Below are 19214 nucleotides of genomic sequence, written 5' to 3' on the forward strand. Positions count from 1 at the left end.
CATGAACACATTGAAGACGACGCTATGGGTCGTCGCGGCCTTCGTGGGGCTCGCTCTCTGCGCGTGCGGAGGCGGCGGAAGTTCGGGTGGCACCCAGGGCAGCAACTCCATGGGATGGGACGCCAAGCCCGCCTGGACCCCGGCGCCATCCGGCTCTGGCGGTTCGGGTAGCTCGAACAATTCATCTACTCCTGCCACCGGCGACAACACGGTGCCGGTTCGCGTCGATACATCGACGGGCAACGTCAACCGGCTTCTCGCGTCGATCAAGGTTTGCGTGCCGGGTACACAGGGCGCGCCCCAGTGCGTGACCGTCGACAACATGCTGGTCGACACCGGCTCGACAGGCGTGCGCATTTCAGCCCGCGCGATACCCACGCTGGCCGCTTTGCTGCTCACGCAAGCCGGCGCGGTGGACGACAAGATCGGCTCGGCGCCGATTGCCGAGTGCGCGCCGTTCGCGTCGGGCTACACCTGGGGGTCGGTCAAGCGCGCCGATATCACGATCGGCGCCAAGACGGCGAGCAATATCCCGATCCAGGTGGTTTCCGATGACGCGTTCTCCACGCCGGACGACTGTATTGCGCACAACGGCGGCGACCTGGGCAGGTCCCTCAACGTGATGGGAGTCAGCGGCATTCTCGGTGTCGGCAACTTCACCGGCGATTCCCAGGATGCCTTGACCAAAGCGGTACCCGGTCTTTACTACTATTGCCCGACGCAAAACGGTTGCGTGAGCACGCGCATGCTGGCGAGCAAAGAAGTCACGAATCCGGTCGCCGCATTCGCCACGGACAACAACGGCCTGGTGATCCATCTGCCCGCTGTGCCTGCCACGGGTCAGGCAAGCGTATCGGGCCAGTTGGTGTTCGGCGTCGGCACGCAGCAGAACAATGCGTTGCCGGCGAATGCCACTGTCATTGCGTTGGACAAATACGGTACGTTCACGACGCAGTACAAGGGGCAGGTGTTCAACCAGAGCGCGATCGATAGCGGCACCCTCGGCTATGCGTTCCCGGATAACGCGATTCCGGTTTCGGTCAAAGGCCTATACACACCGACTAGCACGCTTGGTCTGACTGCGACAATCGAGCCGAACAACGGATCAAGCGCGCCGCTCCAGATGCCGTTTTCGATCGACAACGCCGACAATCTGATGGCAAGCGGAAACGCCGCGTTCATCAACATCGGCCAGTACTTTTCGAATAGTGACGACAACATGTTCCTGTGGGGACTGCCGTTCTTTTATGGCCGCGATGTCTATAACGTGATCGGCAATGCCAAGGCCGGCAAGCTGATAGGACCGTTCGTCGCGTTCTGACGACCGGCCACATGGCTGCGATAAAGACGCTGCGCTATAGCGGTGTCTCCTCAAGCCATTTCCGATTTTCGATTGGGACTTTTCCAGCAGTCCCAATAACGCCCCGCTGGCACCATGCTCCGACCTGTCTTCTGGAGCATTGTGATGAATTTTGTGAAGCTCGCGCTGGTTGTGGCGAGCATGTTGCCGCTCGCCTCTTATGCGGCATTGGGTGGGGCGCCGGGTACGGGCGCGGCGTCGCAGTCGGTGCTCCGATCGGCGGTTTCCCTGAACGCGTCCGCAGCGGCTACGCCGTACACGATGCGCGCAACGTCTGGCGCTGACGGCGTCACGATTCATGAATACGTGTTGCCCAACAATGTGGTGTTTGCCGTCAGCTGGCAAGGTCCGGTGCGCCCGGACATGAGCGCACTGCTCGGCAGCTACTTTCCCAATTTCACTGATGCTGCCGCCCAACGCGCGCGCGGTGCCGGGCCGATGATCGAACACAACGGCGATTTTCATATCGAGTCAGCGGGCCGTGCGGGACGCTTTTTCGGCAAGGCGTATCTGCCGCGTCTGGTTCCCGTTAACGTTCGCGTGGAGCAACTGCAATGAAGCAGCGCGCGAATTCATCCAATACGCTAAACATGACGGCATTGAATAAGACACTTTGCTGTGCGCTGCTGGGTGCCAGCGTGGCTTTGTCCGCGTGTGGCGGCGGTGGTAGCGGCGATGATGGCAGCGGCAATGCGGCCAAGAACAGCGAAAAGCCGTCAGCGGGGTCCGCGGGAGCGGCGCCGGCTTCGTCGTCCGGCGCGAGTGGTGCGTCTACGGCGACGGCGGCTCCGGCTCCGACGCCTACATCTACGCTCATTCCACAGCCAACGCAAACGCCGACTCCGACTCCGACTCCGGCACCGGCGCCAAAGCCGACTCCTACACCAACCCCGACACCGACACCGACACCGACACCGACACCGACACCAACTCCAACACCAACACCAACACCAACACCAACACCAACACCAACACCAACACCAACACCAGCACCAACCCCGACACCGACACCAACTCCAACTCCAACTCCAACGCCAACGCCAACTTCCACCCCAACCCCAAACACCGCCCCCATCACCATCGAGCGCTGGACCGGCAACTACGCAAACATGCCGTACGTGACCGCGACGATCTGCATCCCTGGCGTTCAGGGCAGCAATCAATGCGCGACGGTCGATCACATGCAACTCGACACGGGCTCGGTCGGCGTGCGCGTGCTCGGCAGCGCGTTGGGGTCCGCGCTCGCCGCCCGCTTGCCGAAGCAATCCGGCGCCACCGACGATCCGACCGGCAACGCATCGATCGCCGAATGCGCCGTGTTCGGCTCGGGCTATACGTGGGGGTCCATCAAGCGCGCGGACGTCACGATCGGCGGAAAGACAGCGGGCAACATGCCGCTGCAGGTGATTGCCGACGACCAGTACGCGACGCCCTCGGACTGCCAGTCGCGCGGCGTCTACAACCTCGGCTCGGAACCGGCGCTCGGCGCGAATGGCGTAATCGGCATCGGACCGGCACAACGCGATTTCCCTGCGGCGGCGCAGACGGTACTGCCATCGGCTTACTACTACTGCACGTCCGCGACGTCATGCACGAGCACACGTGTTCCGCTCGACACGCAGGTCATGAATCCAGTCGCCGATTTCACCTCGGACAACAACGGCACGATCATCCGTCTGCCCGCGCTGCCCGCGGGCGGCCAGGCGAGCGTGACGGGTGAGCTGGTGTTCGGCATCGGCACGCAGAAGAACAATGCCATGCCCTCGCAGCCGAACATTCTCGCGCTCGACCAGTACGGCTATTTCTCCACCACGTACAAGGGCAACACGTTTAGCAGCGCCATCGACAGCGGTTCCAACGCGAACATCTTCGCGGACTACACGGTGCCCTATTCCGGCGACTGGTACGTACCGACGACCACGCTCAGCCTGTCCGCGATTCTCACCGGTGTTGACAAGGCCGCCGCATCGATCAACGTACCGTTCTCGCTGGCTAACGGCTGGACCTTGATGACCAATCAGTACGCCGCTTACGACAGCCTGGGTTCGCCCTCGGCCGGCATGTTCATCTGGGGTCTGCCGTTCTTCTTCGGCCGAAGCGTGTACACCGCGATCAATAACGTGATGGTCGGCAAGCAACCGGGACCGTTCATCGCCTTCTGATCGAAGGCTCGCTGCGCGAGTCGCCCAATCGACAACAAGAAATAGAAAACGGCCGGCGCCACACCACGCCGGCCGTTCCGTGCCCCCACCGAACCCGATTTACTCCGCTCTCCCTCAGCGCCTCCACCACCGTCGTAAAGATCTCATCGATCGGCGCCTCACTGAAGGCACGGTACAGCGCATGCACAACGGCGCAGCGGCCATGCACCGCCGACGCCCGCTGGCGGATACATGCGCTTCGTTGCGGCGCGACACGCACCCGAACGAGGCGCGCCGCGCGATGCTGCACCAATTTTGCGCCCTATCACGCATACGGCCGCCATCGCGCAGCCGCGCACCAGCATGCACTCCGCGCCAGATAAGTCGAATTTACTGCATGGCATGTGCCTTGCAGTACACAAGCGGCAAGTCATGCGGGATAAGCCCTGCTGGCTGAAATCGACGCCCATAAACAGTCACCATCAATGGCAAGGGGATATACATGAAACGTCGCAGTCTGTTGAAGTTCGGCTCCATGTCGGGCGCGTTGGCGCTTGCAGGTCAGGTTCCGTTTGCGCAGGCGCAGTCCAGTGGTCCGATCAAGGTAGGTATCCTGCATTCGCTGTCGGGCACGATGGCGATCTCGGAGACATCGCTCAAGGACACCGCGTTGATGACCATTGCGGACATCAACAAGAACGGCGGCGTGATGGGCCGTCAACTGGAACCGGTGGTGGTCGACCCTGCATCGAACTGGCCGCTCTTCGCTGAAAAAGCGCGTCAGCTGATCACACAGGACAAGTGCGCCGTGGTGTTCGGCTGCTGGACCTCGGTGTCGCGCAAATCGGTGCTGCCGGTGTTCGAGGAACTGAACGGCCTGCTGTTCTACCCCGTGCAATACGAAGGCGAGGAAATGTCGCGCAATGTGTTCTACACGGGCGCAGCGCCGAATCAGCAGGCGATTCCGGCGACCGAATACCTGATGAGCGCGGAAGGCGGCGGCGCCAAGCGCTTCTTCCTGTTGGGCACCGACTATGTGTACCCCCGCACGACCAACAAGATCCTGCGCGCGTTCCTCAAGTCGAAGGGCGTGCAGGAAGCCGATATCCAGGAGGTCTACACGCCGTTCGGCCACAGCGACTATCAGACCATCGTCGCGAACATCAAGACCTTCTCGCAAGGCGGCAAGACCGCAGTGATCTCGACGGTCAACGGCGACTCGAACGTGCCGTTCTACAAGGAACTGGGCAACCAGGGGCTGAAGGCGTCGGACGTGCCGGTCGTCGCGTTCTCGGTCGGCGAGGAAGAGCTGCGCGGCATCGATACGAAGCCGCTGGTCGGCAACCTGGCTGCGTGGAACTACTTCATGTCGCTGCGCAACCCGGCTAACGAGAAGTTCAAGAAGCAATGGGCTGCATGGGTCGCGCAGAACAACCTGCCGGGCGGCACCAAGCGCGTGACCAACGACCCGATGGAAGCGACTTTCGTCGGCATTCATTTGTGGAAGCAGGCGGTCGAGAAGGCCAAGAGCACGGAAGTGGACAAGGTGCGCGTGGCGATGGTCGGCCAGAGCTTCGCGGCGCCGTCGGGCTTCACGCTGGAAATGGACGGCAATCATCACCTGCACAAGCCGGTGATGATCGGCGAAGTGCGTGCCGACGGTCAGTTCAACGTAGTGTGGCGGACCAAGACCGCGATCCGCGCGCAGCCGTGGAGCCCGTTCATTGCCGGCAATTCGAGCAAGCCGGATGTGGTCAGCTCGATTCCGGCGTTCCTGAAGCGCTCGCGCGTCGCCTGACAGGAAGGCGTGCCGCGTTGGTGGAGCTAGGCCGCGGCGTGGTGCGTTGATTAGGAACGCGAGCCGCAGCGGCGAAGCTGGCCGACGCGGCGCGTTGATTTGCCGATCGCTTCTTGCGACGGGCGCGCCCACCACGCCCGCGTGCGTGCCTTGATTGGACGTCCGAAAGGCACGACTCTCGCGCGCAGCAACTCGACGGCGCGGCAATGGCGCTCGCCCACATGCCGCGCCGCCCCGCCGGATTTTCTTCAAAGGCCACCATGGCGTTTTCATTCCTGACATCCGCACGAAAAGCCGCCGGGCGCAGCATCGCCAGCGTGGCGCTCGTGCTGCTCGCCGGCGCACCGCTGGCCGCCTTCGCGCTGACCCAGGCCGACGTCGCGCCGCTCGCCGGCGACGACTTCGACGCGAAGTCCGCAGCCATCGACAAGCTGATCGCCAATCACGACAAAGAATCGATGGCGGTTCTCAAAGCGCTATCCGAAGACAGCGCCCTCGCCACCGACGCAGGCGCGGTGCTGCTTCAAGACGGCGATACGGCAAAAGACGCGGTGACCGGCAAGACCGTCGCCGCGGGCGACGCCCAGCCGGTCACGCTGAACAATCTGCTGCGCTCGAAAGTCGCGGGCGCGCTGTCCGGCCTGCAACTCGATTCGCCGGATAAGGCCGCGCGTGACGCCGCGATCACCTCGTTGCTGCAGAATCCGGACCCGTCGATCAAACCGCTCGTCGACGCGGCTCGCGCGAAGGAAACCGATCCCGCGTTGAAGAAGCGCCTCGACACGCTGTGGGCGATGACGGCCCTGCACGATGCCGATGCGGCCAAACGCCTGGAAGCCGTGCAACTGGTCGCCGCGCGCCACGATCTCGATATGAACGAACTGCTGCGGCCGCTCGTCGCGAAGAAGCCCGACGGCACCTTCAACGAGCCCGACGACCGCGTGCGCGCCGCTGCGCAAAGCGGCATCGACGAACTCGACGCGATCCAGCGCCGCAGCCAGATCGCCGGCACGCTGTTCGCGGGCCTGTCGCTCGGCAGCGTGCTGCTGCTCGCCGCGCTGGGTCTCGCCATCACGTACGGGCTGATCGGCGTCATCAACATGGCGCACGGCGAATTCCTGATGATCGGCGCCTACGCGACCTATGTCGTGCAGAACCTCTTTCAGCGCTTCGCGCCCGGCGCGTTCGACTGGTATCCGCTGCTCGCCATTCCGGCTTCGTTCGTCGCTGCGGGGCTGGTGGGCATCGTGCTCGAACGGCTGGTGCTGAAGCATCTGTATGGCCGCCCGCTCGAGACGTTGCTGACCACCTTCGGCGTCAGCCTGATCCTGATTCAGGCGACGCGCATGCTGTTCGGCGCGCAGAACGTGCAGGTGGTCAACCCGGCGTGGATGAGCGGCGGCGTCACCGTGCTGCCCAATCTGATCCTGCCGTACAACCGGCTCGCGATTCTCGCGTTCTCGCTGATCGTGGTCGGCATTGCGTGGGCCGTACTCACGAAGACGCGTCTCGGCCTCTTCGTGCGCGCCGTCACGCAGAACCGCCGGATGGCGGCTTGCGTCGGTGTGAAGACCGCGCGGGTCGATTCGTATGCGTTCGCGTTCGGCGCGGGCATCGCGGGTCTGGGCGGCTGTGCGCTTTCGCAGATCGGCAATGTCGGGCCGGACCTCGGCCAAAGCTACATCATTGATTCGTTCATGGCCGTGGTGCTGGGTGGTGTCGGTCAACTGGCGGGCACGGTGATCGGCGGCTTCGGCCTCGGGCTCATCAGCAAGGCAATCGAACCGTTCTGGGGCGCGGTGCTCGCGAAGATCGCGGTGCTCGTGCTGATCGTGTTGTTCATCCAGAAGCGTCCGCAGGGCATGTTCGCCCTCAAGGGCCGTAGCGCGGAGGCATGAGATGACATCGGCAACTTCATCGGCACACGTCGGCGCAGCGAGCGGTGGCGCCAGCGCCGGACGCGAAGCGCAAACCGGTTTCGCGCTCGGTCTGCCGGCGCGTCCCGCGCTGTTGTCGCGGCGCGCGTGGCTTGCGCTGATCGCGCTGATCATCGTGTTCGGGCTCGGCGTGCCGTTCTGCACGCTGGTCGTGCCGGAAACCAGCGCGCTGCATCTGTCCGCTTACGCGATGACGATCACCGGCAAGTTCATGTGCTACGCGATCGCGGCGCTGGCGCTCGATCTCGTGTGGGGCTACTGCGGCATTCTGAGCCTCGGCCACGCGCTGTTCTTCGCGCTCGGCGGCTACGCGATCGGCATGTATCTGATGCGCTCGATCGGCCACGAAGGCAAGTACGGCAGCGATCTGCCCGACTTCATGGTGTTCCTCGACTGGCATCAACTGCCGTGGTACTGGCAAGGCACGCAGCATCTTGGCTACGCGCTGCTGCTGGTGGTGCTGGTGCCGGCGGTGGTGGCATGGGTGTTCGGCTTCTTCACGTTCCGCTCGCGGGTCAAGGGCGTGTATCTGTCGATCATCACGCAGGCCATGACCTTCGCCGCGATGCTGCTGTTCTATCGCAACGAAACGGGCTTCGGCGGCAATAACGGCTTTACCGACTTCAAGCGCATCGGCGGCTTTCCGATCACGCATCCGGGCACGCGCACTGCCCTGCTGCTGATTACGTTTGCTGTGCTGATCCTCGCCTTCCTCGGCGCGCGGGCCATCGTCACCTCGAAGCTCGGCCGCGTGGTGACCGCGGTACGCGACGGCGAAACACGTTTGATGTTCCTCGGCTACAGCCCGCTTGCGTACAAGCTGTTCGTGTGGACCGTGTCCGCCGTGTTGTGCGGCATCGCCGGCGCGTTGTATGTGCCGCAGGTCGGCATCATCAATCCTGGCGAGATGTCGCCGGGCAACTCGATCGAAATGGCGATCTGGGTCGCCGTGGGTGGACGCGGCACGCTGATCGGCCCGATCATCGGCGCCTTCGCGGTGAATGGCGCGAAGAGCTTTTTCACGGCGAACTTTCCTGAATACTGGCTGTTCTTTCTCGGTCTGATTTTCGTGCTGGTCCCGCTGTTCCTGCCGAACGGCATCATGGGGCTGATCGAACTCGTGACGCGCAAGAGGAACCGCTCATGAACGAAAACCCGATGGTTCCTGATCTGGCTTTACCGGAAGAACCCGCTGAAGAAACCTCGTTGAGCGGCGTCGCGAGCATGGGCCGTACGGTCGTGCCCGGCGAGATCGACGTGTCGCACGGCACGATTCTGTATCTCGAAGACGTGACCGTGAGCTTCGACGGTTTTCGCGCGCTGAATGCACTGACGCTGACCATCGACGCCGGCGAATTGCGCTGCATCATCGGTCCGAACGGCGCCGGCAAGACGACGATGATGGACGTCATCACCGGCAAGACGGAGCCGGATTCCGGCAAAGTGTTTCTCGGCCAGTCGATCGATCTGACGCGAATGAACGAGCCGTCGATCGCGCGTGCGGGCATCGGCCGCAAGTTTCAGAAGCCCACGGTGTTCGAGCAGCATCCCGTGTGGGAAAACCTCGAACTCGCGATGAAGGCCGACAAGGGCTGGTGGGCCTCGTTGCGCGCGCGTCTGGATCGCGAGGCGCAAGCGCGCATTGAAGAGACGCTGGCGTTGATCGGCCTTGAGAGCGAAGCGCGGCGCCTTGCGGGCGAACTCTCGCACGGCCAGAAGCAACGGCTCGAAATCGGCATGTTGCTGATGCAGCAGCCGGCGCTGCTGCTGCTCGACGAACCGGCCGCCGGCATGACCGACGACGAAACCATGCAACTCGCCGAGTTGCTCAATCATCTGCGCGGCACCTGTTCGATGATGGTCGTCGAGCACGATATGGAGTTCGTGGCGGCGCTCTCGGGCGCGGCCGGCAAGGTCACGGTGATGGCCGAGGGGCGCGTGCTCGCTCACGGCACACTCGACGAAGTGAAACGCGACGAGACGGTCGTCGAGTCTTATCTGGGCCGGTGAAACGGGTTGCCGTAATAAAAGGTTGAACCGACATGCTAGAAGTAGAAAATCTGAACCAGTACTACGGCGGCAGCCACATTCTGCGCGATGTGAAGCTCACCGTGCCGGACGGCAAACTCACTGTTCTGCTCGGCCGTAACGGCGTGGGCAAGACTACACTGCTGCGCTGTCTGATGGGTGTCGTGCAAACGAAGAGCGGCTCGATCGCCTGGCGCGGCGCGCCGATCACCAAACTGCCGACTTACTCGCGTGTGGAGAAAGGCCTCGCTTATGTGCCGCAGGGGCGCGATATCTTTCCGCGTTTGACCGTCGAAGAGAATCTGCTGGTGGGGGCCGCCAGCAAGAAGGCGCCCAAGAAGATCCCGGATCGTATCTATGAACTGTTTCCGGTGTTAAAGGATATGCGCAGCCGGCGCGGCGGGGATCTGTCCGGCGGACAACAGCAGCAGCTCGCCATTGGCCGGGCTTTGATGAGCGATCCGCAATTGCTGATTCTCGATGAACCTACCGAAGGCATTCAGCCGTCGATCATTCAGGATATCGGCCGCACGCTGCGTCAACTGGTCGAGGAAATGGGCATGACGGTGCTGCTCGTCGAGCAGTATTACGACTTCGCCAAAGACATTGCCGACCGGTATTGGGTGATGAGCCGCGGCGAGATCATCGCCGGCGGTGAAGGCGCCAATATGGATACGGACGGTGTGCGGACGTTGATCGCCGTGTGAGCGGCACGCGCCCGCTGGCGTGCTATTCTCGCCGCATCCGGTGGCAACGCGGTTGAGCGTTGCCTGACGTGCGCAGGCACGATTTGCTTTTCTCCGTCTGGTCGCATTCCAATCGCATGTCGCTTCACGAAAATCACGTTACGCTCGCTGCCGCGCAAGCCGGCGCGCATTCGCAATGGCGAGCGCGTCTTGAACTCGGGTTCGTCAAGGATGGCGAGCGGACTGCGCTCAAGCATCGCTTGCATGATGGGCCGTTGCGGGTTCAAAGGCCGCTTTATCCGGAAGGACAGGGCATATGTCATGCGGTGATTGTGCATCCGCCGGGGGGGATCGCGGGTGGGGACCAGCTTGCTATCGATGTTTCTGTCGGGGATGGCGCGCATGCTGTTATTGCCACGCCGGGGGCGACCAAGTGGTACAAGTCCAATGGGCGTGAGGCTCAGCAGCGGATTAACGTGCGTGTTGGCGCGCGGGGTAAGCTCGATTGGCTGCCGCAGAATAATATCGTTTTCGATCGTGCTAATGCAGAGCTGGATTTTTCGTTGAGCCTTGCGGATGGCGCGACTGCGATCGGATGGGATGCTACTCAGCTTGGGCGGCAGGCTGCTGGGGAACGGTGGTCTGATGGGCGGTTGTGTGCTGTGTCGCGGATTGTTGGGGTTAGTGGTGAGTTGCTTTGGTTCGAACGGGCTAGTCTCTCGGCGCTCGATTCACTGCGTGATGCTGGTCAAGGGTTGGCTGGGTTTTCTGCTTATGGGACGCTTTGGGCTGTTGGGGATGCTTGTGATGATGCGCTTGCGGAAGGTTTGACGGCGCAGTTGCCGTTTGATTGTTCTGTTCGGGTTGCGGCTTCTTGTGTTACTTCTCGGGTGTTGGTCGTGCGTGGGGTCGCTCGGTCGATGGAGATGCTGCAGCGGGCGTTTACCCAGTGTTGGCTTCAGTTGCGGCCTGTTGTGCATGGGGTTGAGGGGGTGCCTTTGCGGATCTGGAATACTTGAGGTTGGGCTTTTCTTGACTTGAGGTTGGCCTTTTCTTGAATTGTTAGTGGTCTATTAGCGCTGCCCCTGTGCGGGGCGGCACCTACTTTCTTTGCCGCCGCAAAGAAAGTAGGCAAAGAAAGCGGCTCACACCGCTAGTTCTTAAGCGGGTCCCCCGCGCAGTCACGGTAGTGGTGCATCTGGAATCTGGGTTCTCGCACATTCCGCGTTAGTGACACAGCAGTCATTCTTCCGGCGGCGCTGCGCGCGCCGTTGCGGTTCTTCCGACAGGTGCCGCGGTACCGTCGTTTCGCTTGGCGCTATTGTCTTGAACGCTGGACGTTCCAATCGGATGTCCCCGCCTTGCGCACATCCCGCTACGTACGTGCGAGGTCGCACATAACGCGTACCGCGATCCCCTTACAATATTCCCGCGCAGATGAACGCTAAGGATGACAGAATGCGTTTCGTGTACCTCGTCCTGCTGGCAATCGTATGCAATGCGTGCTCGCAGCACGATAATCGCGCAGCCTTACCTCTGGAAGATCGCGGCATCGAAAGCGCCGTGCACGAATGGCGAAATAAGTTTGACCCGCTGTGGCGATATAACCAAACAACGTGCGCAGCCGGGGGCGGCGCGCTCGCTGAACTGAAAAGTCTGTTCCAGCAACTCCGACATGTCTCGACGGCGACCGCCTGCGATCGTCTGACGGCAATGCCCGAAACCTTCAACACGCAAGTCGATGGCAACCAGGCTAGCGTGACGGTGCAAAACGCCGACGGGCGGCCGGGTAGTCACATCCAGTTCGTCCTTGCTTCGTCGGCTGGCGCCTGGACGGTGCAGAAAGTGTCGGCGGCAAGCGCGCTCTCTTCAACGACCATCTTCGATACATCACAGGCAGGCTCCGCCGATGGACGTGTCGAGCCGGCCTATTCGGCATGGATTCCACATGGCGCCGCGCCTTGGGACATCACGCATGTCATTACTTACGGTCAATCGCTTAGCCAAGGTTTTTTTAATCGACCCGTGCTGTCGAGCCATCAGCGTTATTCCTCGTTGCGCTTCAACGGCGGCGTGCGGGCTCAAGACGGCGTGCAAGGCGAGAACTTCGCGGCGGCATACGAGCAATTCGTCCCGTTAGTCGAGACTCAATGGGGTGACAAGGCAGAGACGCCGACCAGCGGGACGCTGAATATGACCATGCAGTTGATCGAGCAGGAGAATCTGCAGAATCATGTGGATCTCCCCTACCGGTTCGTTGGGTCGGCGCCGGGTGAAGGATCGATGGACATCGCGACGCTGTCGGCGCCGGGACACTACTACTCACAACTGCTGCGAGATATCGCCCAGGGAAAGCGGCTTGCGGACGCTGAACGCAAGACTTACGGCGTCGGCGCTATTACGTGGACGCAAGGCGAAGCCGACGACTCCAGTCAGACATCGATTCCGACTTACATCGCGAAGCTGAGGAGCTTGCGGGCAGACGTCGACCGCGACGCCAAGGCGATGACCGGACAGAAGCAGGACGTCGAGATGATCACCTATCAAGTGGCCACGCATCGCCGTTTCGATCAGCGGTATCCGCACATAGCACTCGCGCTGCTGGAAGCCAGCCACGAAGATCCACACATTCATCTGGCTGTGCCGATGTATCTCTTTCGCTACGTGGACGGCGGACACACCGACAATCGCAGCACCGAATGGATGGGCGCCTATTATGGGCTGGTCCTCAAGAGGATTCTGATCGACAAGCAGACGTGGACGCCTCTCGAACCGTTGAACTGGCGACGCGAGGGCTCAATGGCCGTGCTGCGTTTCAATGTCCCGGCCCCGCCCCTCAGATGGGACACGACGCAAGTCGCCGGCAATTCGGATTATGGTTTCTCGTTGCGTCTGCCGTCCGGCGGGTTGCTGCCGATCCGGTCGGTATCGATCACCGGAACGGACGAGGTGAGCATTACGGCCCAATCGCCTATTCCTGCCGGTACGCACGTCGAGTACGCATTTAATGGCGTGGGCGTCGCAGGCAGCCGCTATGGTCCGCGTGGCAATCTGCGCGATTCACAGGGCGACGCGATCCAGTTCAATGACGGACGCGAATCGATGCGCCTCGACAACTGGTGCCTGATTTTCGATGTGCAGCTTTAGCATTGCGTGAAGGGCTGGCCGCGCCGCATGGCAACATGAACCGGAACGAGGGAATGGTGAAAGAAGAGCGCATCAGGGGCGGTCTGGCAATTTCCATCATTGCGATCGTTTTCGCCGAGGCCCTGGGCAGGGTCAGCGATGCGGGCTTTCTGCAGGATGGGCACGTGGCCCGTCTTCTGAAAGTTCTTCTGTACGCAGCCAGCACGCTGGGATACCCAACGGCCTTCTTCCTGCTCGGCGTGAGCACGCTAGCCTATTTGCAACGCTCGCGCGCGCGGTTGCTGAAGTCGCTTGCCTTGACTGTTCTCTATCCGTATCTGCTTTGGTCGATACTGCAAATGGCCGTGCAATGGTTGGTAGCCGACTATCAGGACTACCCCGCCCAGCAATTCGAATTGACTCGTGTGGCATGGGCGCCCATTGGACAATTCTGGTTTCTTTACGCGCTGTTCATCTGTCAGATCGTCGCGTTCATCACGGTATGGCCACGGTGCACAACGGTCCGATGTGCGTTGACGGTGGCGAACCGCGGCCTGATTCTCGCGATGATCCTGGCGAGCGCAACCGTCGCGATACGAAGTCACTGGGGCATCGTCACGATGACATGCTGGGGCCTCGTTTTCTTCCTGGCGGGCGTGCTGCTTGCCTCGCGGCCGGATCGGCAAGAGAGCCACGCGTCGGGCGTTTATGTCGCATTGGCAAGCGCAATCGCCTTTGGCGCCGCCACGTTCATGGGGCAGCGTTTCGGCCACCATTTCGACTCGTATTCGCTGCTGACGAGTTTTCTGGGCATTGCAGCAGCCCTCTGGGTTGGAAAATGCTTGCCGATCTGGCGAAGGTCGCGCTGGATCGTATTGATCGGCTTGACGTGGAAGCCAATCTATCTGATGCACGTGCTTGCCACCGCCCTGGTCTGGAACGCGCTGCTGGCCTTCGGCATCGGCCAGCCAGCCGTCCACTTCGTGCTCGGCAGCGCGGTCGGTCTGGCGCTGCCAATCGCCATCTATGTTCTCGCGAAGCGGCTTCGAATCGCGAGTTGGGCCGGCTTTGCGGAAACCGCGGCCGCGCGGAGCGAAGGCACGGAGTCTTCCGGTAAGCCTGCGCCGCGCGCAGACAAAAGCGCGAAGTCGCGCGTGTGATTCTGGTCGTGGGACCGCGTGGCGCGAGCACGGGCGCGGCATCGCCGTGACTTTGCGGCCTTTCACCGTCGTAAGACAAGATGCGCACCAATCCGGCGCATCTCGGCGCCTCAACTGAGTGCATCGCTCATCGCGGCGTACCGTCAGGCCATGCTGCACCGCCATGGCACATACCTTGCATCGCCATTCCCCACGATGCTGCCGCGTCCTGACGGCAGCCGACCGGCCCGTCGCCACCACCGCTCACAGAACATGACTCGATCGACTCCTCGCCCCGCGCGTCGCGCCTGGCTCGCCGCACTGTTGCTCTCGCCCGTCCTCGCCGTCAATGCGCCCGCCGCTCACGCGGATACGCTCGATAACATCGCCAAAGCCGGTGTGCTCAAGGTCGCCGTGCCGGAAGACTATCCGCCGTTCGGTTCGGTCGGCGCGGACATGAAGCCGCAGGGCTACGACATCGACACCGCCGCCCTGCTCGCGAAGTCGATGAACGTGAAGCTCGAACTCGTGCCGGTCAATAGCGCCAACCGCATTCCGTATCTGCAAACGGGCAAGGTCGACCTGGTGATCTCGTCGCTCGGCAAGACGCCGGATCGCGAAAAGGTGATCGACTTCTCGACCGCCTACGCGCCGTACTACCAGGGCGTGTTCGGTCCCGCCGACATCAAGGTCAGCGGCCCGGCCGATCTGACCGGCAAGACGGTCGGCGCAACCCGCGGCGCACTCGAGGAAATCGGTCTCACGCAAATGGCGCCGAACGCGACCATCAAGCGCTTCGAGGACAACAACGCGACAATCGCCGCGTTCCTGTCGGGCCAGGTGCAGCTGATCGCGGCGGGCAACATCGTCGCGGCCGCGATCCTCGCGAAGAATCCGCCGCGCCGCCCGGAGCCGAAGTTCGTCATCAAGAATTCGCCGTGCTTCGTCGGTATGAACAAGAACGAGCCACGCCTGCAGCAGAAAGTGAACGCCGCCATCGTGCAGGCGAAGCAGGACGGCACGCTCAACACGATGTCGAAGAAGTGGTTCAGCGCGCCGCTGCCGGCTGATCTGTAAGCGCGCCGTTAGCCGAACTTGATACCGTGACCGGCTTATCCGGCATTGCACTCGTCATGGACGCATCCCGTGCGGCGCACGCGATCCCGGCCATGACACGCAGCGCCTATCATTGTCGCGGACGGTCCCGCCCGGGATCGTCGCAACGAACGTCACAACCCTACGCACTCATTCGATGAAGCTGACACCTCGCGAGAAGGACAAGCTGCTGATCTTCACCGCCGCGCTGCTTGCCGAACGGCGCCGCGCGCGCGGCCTCAAACTGAACTATCCGGAAGCGATCGCCTTCATCACCGCCGCGCTGATGGAAGCGGCCCGCGACGGCAAGACCGTCGCCGAAGTGATGCACTACGGCACCACGCTGCTCACCCGCAACGACGTCATGGAAGGCGTGCCGGAAATGATCCCCGACATCCAGGTCGAAGCCACGTTCCCCGACGGCACCAAGCTCGTCACAGTTCATCACCCGATTCCCTGATCACTGCAATCACATAAGGCAGGCTAGATGATTCCCGGCGAACTCCTCATCGACGACGGCGAACACGAACTGAACGCGGGCCGCGCCACCGTCACGCTGGTCGTGTCGAATACCGGCGACCGTCCGGTGCAGATCGGCTCGCATTACCACTTCTACGAAGTGAACGAAGCGCTTTCGTTCGACCGCGAAGCCGCGCGCGGCTTTCGCCTCAACATCGCGGCGGGCACCGCTGTGCGCTTCGAGCCGGGTCAGGAGCGCACCGTCGAACTGGTCGAACTGGCGGGCGAGCGCGTCGTCTACGGCTTTAACGGCAAGGTGATGGGCAAGCTGTGAGGCGCCTCTCCGTCTCCGCACGCGCCCAGATCGCCCTGTTCATTTCCGGATCCACACCATGACCTTACGCATTGGCCGCCGCGCATACGCGGAAATGTTCGGCCCCACCACCGGCGACCGCGTGCGCCTCGCCGACACCGAATTGCTGATCGAAGTCGAGCGCGACTTCACCACCTACGGCGAAGAAGTGAAATTCGGCGGCGGCAAAGTGATTCGCGACGGCATGGGCCAGTCGCAACGCGTACATGCCGACGTGGTCGATACCGTCGTGACGAATGCGGTGATTCTCGATCACTGGGGCATCGTCAAGGCCGACATTGGCATTAAAGACGGCCGCATCGCCGCGATCGGCAAAGCGGGCAACCCCGACATCCAGCCGAACGTGACGATCGCGATCGGCGCCTCCACCGAAGTGATCGCGGGCGAAGGCCTGATCGTGACGGCGGGCGGCATCGACACGCATATTCACTTCATCAGCCCGCAGCAGATCGAAGAGGCGCTTGCCAGCGGCGTGACCACGATGCTCGGCGGCGGCACCGGTCCGGCGACGGGCACGAATGCGACCACATGCACGCCGGGGCCATGGCATCTCGAACGCATGCTGCAAGCGGCCGACGGTTATCCGATGAATCTCGGCTTTCTCGGCAAGGGCAACGTGAGTCTGCCGCAGCCCGCGCTGGAGCAGATCGCCGCGGGCGCGATCGGTTTGAAGCTGCATGAGGACTGGGGCACGACGCCGGCCGCGATCGACAACTGCCTCTCGGTCGCCGACGATACCGACACGCAGGTCGCGATTCACACGGACACGCTGAACGAAGCCGGTTTCGTCGAAGCGACCGTGGCCGCGTTCAAGGGCCGCACGATTCACACGTATCACACGGAAGGCGCGGGCGGCGGCCACGCACCGGACATCATCAAGGTCTGCGGCGAATCGAACGTGCTGCCCTCCTCGACCAATCCGACGCGTCCGTACACCGTCAACACGCTCGAAGAGCATCTCGACATGCTGATGGTGTGCCATCACCTCGACCCGTCGATTGCGGAAGACATCGCGTTCGCCGAATCGCGCATTCGCCGCGAGACCATTGCCGCCGAAGACATCCTGCACGACCTCGGCGCGCTGTCGATGCTGTCGTCGGACTCGCAGGCGATGGGCCGCGTCGGCGAAGTGATCATCCGCACCTGGCAGACCGCGCACAAGATGAAGGTGCAACGCGGCGCACTGCCTGAAGACAACGCGCGCCACGACAACTTTCGTGCAAAGCGCTACGTCGCCAAGTACACGATCAATCCGGCGATCACGCACGGCATCGCGCATGAAGTCGGCTCGATTGAGCCGGGCAAGTGGGCCGACCTGGTGTTCTGGGAGCCGGCGTTCTTCGGCATCAAACCGTCGCTGATTCTCAAGGGCGGCATGATCGCCATGGCGCAGATGGGCGACCCCAACGCGTCGATTCCGACGCCGCAGCCGGTGCACTATCGCGAGATGTTCGCGACGCGCGGCGGCGCCCTGGGACGCACGTCGCTGACCTTCGTCTCGCAGATGGCCGCCGATGCGGGCGTCGGCGAACGCTACGGCCTGAACAAGCGTATCGTTGCGGTCAGGAACTGCCGCAACATTTCGAAGGCAGACATGATCCACAACGCGTGGCGTCCGGCGATCAGTGTCGATCCGGAAACCTATCAGGTGATTGCCGACGGTCAGTTGCTGACCTGCGAACCGGCCACCGTGCTGCCGATGGCGCAACGCTACTTTCTGTTCTAGCCATGCGCACCATCGACAAACTTATCGCGCCGCATCTGAAGCTCGCGCCCGTGCTGGTCAAGCGCGCGCCGACGCTGACCCTGGCGTTCGACGACCGCCGCAAGAGCCGGCTCGCGGCCACGCTCGATAGCGGCGAAGAAGTCGCGCTGCTGTTGCCGCGCGGCACCGTGCTGCGCGACGGCGATGTTCTGGTTGCCGACGATGGCGGCCTCGTGCGCGTAGTCGCCGCGCCGGAAGCGGTCCTCTATGTTCGCGCGAAAGATGCGCTGACGTTGACTCGCGCCGCTTATCACCTCGGTAATCGCCACACGCCGGTGGAAGTCGGCGCCGATTATCTGAAGCTCGAATTCGATCCGGTGCTGGCCGATATGCTCAAGCGCATCGGCGCGTCGGTCGATCAGGTTTCGATGCCGTTCCAGCCGGAGTCCGGCGCGTATGGCGGCGGCCATAAGCATGGTCATGATGAGACCTTCGCCGAAGACTATGCGCTCGCACAGCAGGTGTTCGGCGAGCATCATGGGCATGAGCATGGTCACGACCATGAGCATGAACATAGCCACGCGGCGCAGGGTCATTCGCATTCGCACGATCATGACCACGACCACGATCACGGCGATCACGTCCACGACGAATCGTGCGGCCACGGGCATCACCACCATCATGCACATCGCTGAACTGACGGCGCTGCTGCATCTTGCGTCGCCGGCGCTGCCGATCGGCGCATTCAGCTACTCGCAGGGCCTCGAAGCCGCCATCGAAGCACAACTGATCATCGACGCCGACTCCGCCCGCGACTGGATCGCCAGCGGCCTGACCGACGTGCTCGCGCGCGGCGAGTTGCCGTTCCTCGCGCATCAGATGGAACGCTGGCGCACGCATGACGCCTCGGCGCTCGCGCGCGCCAACAGCGAATTCCTCGCGAGCCGCGAATCCGCGGAATTGCGCCGCGAAACGGAGCAGATGGGCTGGTCGTTGCGGCAGTTGTGCGTATCGCTCGAATGGGGCGATGCCGAGCGGCGCACGACGCTCGCCTCACTGACGCCGCTCGCTCAGCCCACGGCGTTCGCCTTCGCCGCCTACGCGCACGACGCCGCCGTCGACGCCGCCCTCGCCGCCTACGCCTTCAGCTGGGTGGAAAACCAGGCGGCCGCCGCGTTGAAGGCCGTGCCGTTGGGACAGCTTGCCGGTCAACGCATCATCGTCGCCCTACGCGAGCCGATCGATGCGGCCGTCACGCGCGCCATGGCCACATCGCCTGACAACATCAACACCTTCGCGCCGCAACTCGGCATTCTCTCGGCGCGTCACGAGTCGCAGTATTCGCGGCTCTTTCGCTCATAACACGA

General features: G+C 62.6%; 17 protein-coding genes and 1 pseudogene. 17 read left to right on the top strand and 1 reads right to left on the bottom strand.

All coding sequences use genetic code 11. From position 1 onward, the window contains the following. Position 1: 1 nt before the first annotated feature. A complete protein-coding gene (locus tag PQR54_RS26280) occupies positions 2-1321 on the top strand; it encodes a DUF3443 domain-containing protein (RefSeq protein WP_408250781.1) in 1320 nt (439 codons plus the stop codon). Positions 1322-1465: 144 nt separating this feature from the next. Next, the gene (locus PQR54_RS26285) at positions 1466-1918 is read left to right on the top strand and encodes a DUF2844 domain-containing protein (RefSeq protein ID WP_408250783.1); all 453 of its coding nucleotides are present in this window, start codon (positions 1466-1468) and stop codon (positions 1916-1918) included. Between the two features lie 321 nt (positions 1919-2239). Here the strand turns inward: PQR54_RS26285 and PQR54_RS26290 are convergent, their stop codons facing one another. Beyond that, complete coding sequence (locus PQR54_RS26290; RefSeq protein WP_408251052.1) at positions 2240-2380, bottom strand: hypothetical protein; 141 nt, start codon at positions 2378-2380, stop codon at positions 2240-2242. 47 nt (positions 2381-2427) lie between these two features. Here PQR54_RS26290 and PQR54_RS26295 point away from each other — a divergent pair. The 15 genes and pseudogenes from PQR54_RS26295 to PQR54_RS26365 all read left to right on the top strand — a co-directional run. Then, a pseudogene (locus PQR54_RS26295) lies at positions 2428-3522 on the top strand (DUF3443 domain-containing protein); the annotation flags it as partial. Between the two features lie 481 nt (positions 3523-4003). Beyond that, a complete protein-coding gene (urtA, locus tag PQR54_RS26300; RefSeq protein WP_408250785.1) occupies positions 4004-5299 on the top strand; it encodes an urea ABC transporter substrate-binding protein in 1296 nt (431 codons plus the stop codon). Between the two features lie 260 nt (positions 5300-5559). Then, positions 5560-7197 carry an urea ABC transporter permease subunit UrtB gene (gene urtB, locus PQR54_RS26305; protein ID WP_408251030.1) on the top strand — a complete coding sequence of 546 codons (1638 nt, stop codon included), beginning with the start codon at positions 5560-5562 and terminating at the stop codon, positions 7195-7197. A gap of 1 nt (position 7198) precedes the next feature. Beyond that, positions 7199-8383, top strand: coding sequence for an urea ABC transporter permease subunit UrtC (urtC, locus tag PQR54_RS26310; protein ID WP_408250787.1), 1185 nt, complete (start codon positions 7199-7201; stop codon positions 8381-8383). Further along, positions 8380-9246, top strand: a complete 867-nt coding sequence (urtD, locus tag PQR54_RS26315; protein ID WP_408250789.1) for an urea ABC transporter ATP-binding protein UrtD — start codon at positions 8380-8382, stop codon at positions 9244-9246. The genes urtC and urtD overlap by 4 nt, the downstream gene beginning before the upstream one ends. Before the next feature lie 32 nt (positions 9247-9278). Beyond that, positions 9279-9971 carry an urea ABC transporter ATP-binding subunit UrtE gene (gene urtE / locus PQR54_RS26320; protein WP_106305873.1) on the top strand — a complete coding sequence of 231 codons (693 nt, stop codon included), beginning with the start codon at positions 9279-9281 and terminating at the stop codon, positions 9969-9971. Positions 9972-10087: 116 nt separating this feature from the next. Next, on the top strand, positions 10088-10969 hold the full coding sequence (locus tag PQR54_RS26325) for an urease accessory protein UreD (protein ID WP_408251032.1): 882 nt from the start codon (positions 10088-10090) through the stop codon (positions 10967-10969). A gap of 694 nt (positions 10970-11663) precedes the next feature. Then, entirely contained in the window at positions 11664-13097 is a 1434-nt protein-coding gene (locus PQR54_RS26330; protein ID WP_408250791.1) for a hypothetical protein, read from the top strand. A 35-nt stretch (positions 13098-13132) separates the two neighbouring features. Then, positions 13133-14236, top strand: coding sequence for an acyltransferase family protein (locus PQR54_RS26335; RefSeq protein ID WP_408250793.1), 1104 nt, complete (start codon positions 13133-13135; stop codon positions 14234-14236). A gap of 252 nt (positions 14237-14488) precedes the next feature. Next, on the top strand, positions 14489-15292 hold the full coding sequence (locus PQR54_RS26340; RefSeq protein WP_408250794.1) for a transporter substrate-binding domain-containing protein: 804 nt from the start codon (positions 14489-14491) through the stop codon (positions 15290-15292). A gap of 175 nt (positions 15293-15467) precedes the next feature. Next, on the top strand, positions 15468-15770 hold the full coding sequence (gene ureA, locus PQR54_RS26345) for an urease subunit gamma (protein WP_012431981.1): 303 nt from the start codon (positions 15468-15470) through the stop codon (positions 15768-15770). Positions 15771-15797: 27 nt separating this feature from the next. After that, positions 15798-16103, top strand: a complete 306-nt coding sequence (locus tag PQR54_RS26350) for an urease subunit beta (RefSeq protein WP_408250797.1) — start codon at positions 15798-15800, stop codon at positions 16101-16103. 58 nt (positions 16104-16161) lie between these two features. Then, positions 16162-17868 carry an urease subunit alpha gene (ureC, locus tag PQR54_RS26355; RefSeq protein ID WP_408250799.1) on the top strand — a complete coding sequence of 569 codons (1707 nt, stop codon included), beginning with the start codon at positions 16162-16164 and terminating at the stop codon, positions 17866-17868. Between the two features lie 2 nt (positions 17869-17870). Beyond that, complete coding sequence (gene ureE, locus PQR54_RS26360) at positions 17871-18542, top strand: urease accessory protein UreE (protein ID WP_408250800.1); 672 nt, start codon at positions 17871-17873, stop codon at positions 18540-18542. Beyond that, positions 18529-19209, top strand: a complete 681-nt coding sequence (locus PQR54_RS26365) for an urease accessory protein UreF (RefSeq protein ID WP_408251034.1) — start codon at positions 18529-18531, stop codon at positions 19207-19209. The genes ureE and PQR54_RS26365 overlap by 14 nt, the downstream gene beginning before the upstream one ends. Positions 19210-19214: the final 5 nt, after the last annotated feature.

It is taken from the genome of Paraburkholderia phytofirmans, assembly GCF_046028095.1.
GTDB lineage: Bacteria > Pseudomonadota > Gammaproteobacteria > Burkholderiales > Burkholderiaceae > Paraburkholderia > Paraburkholderia phytofirmans_A.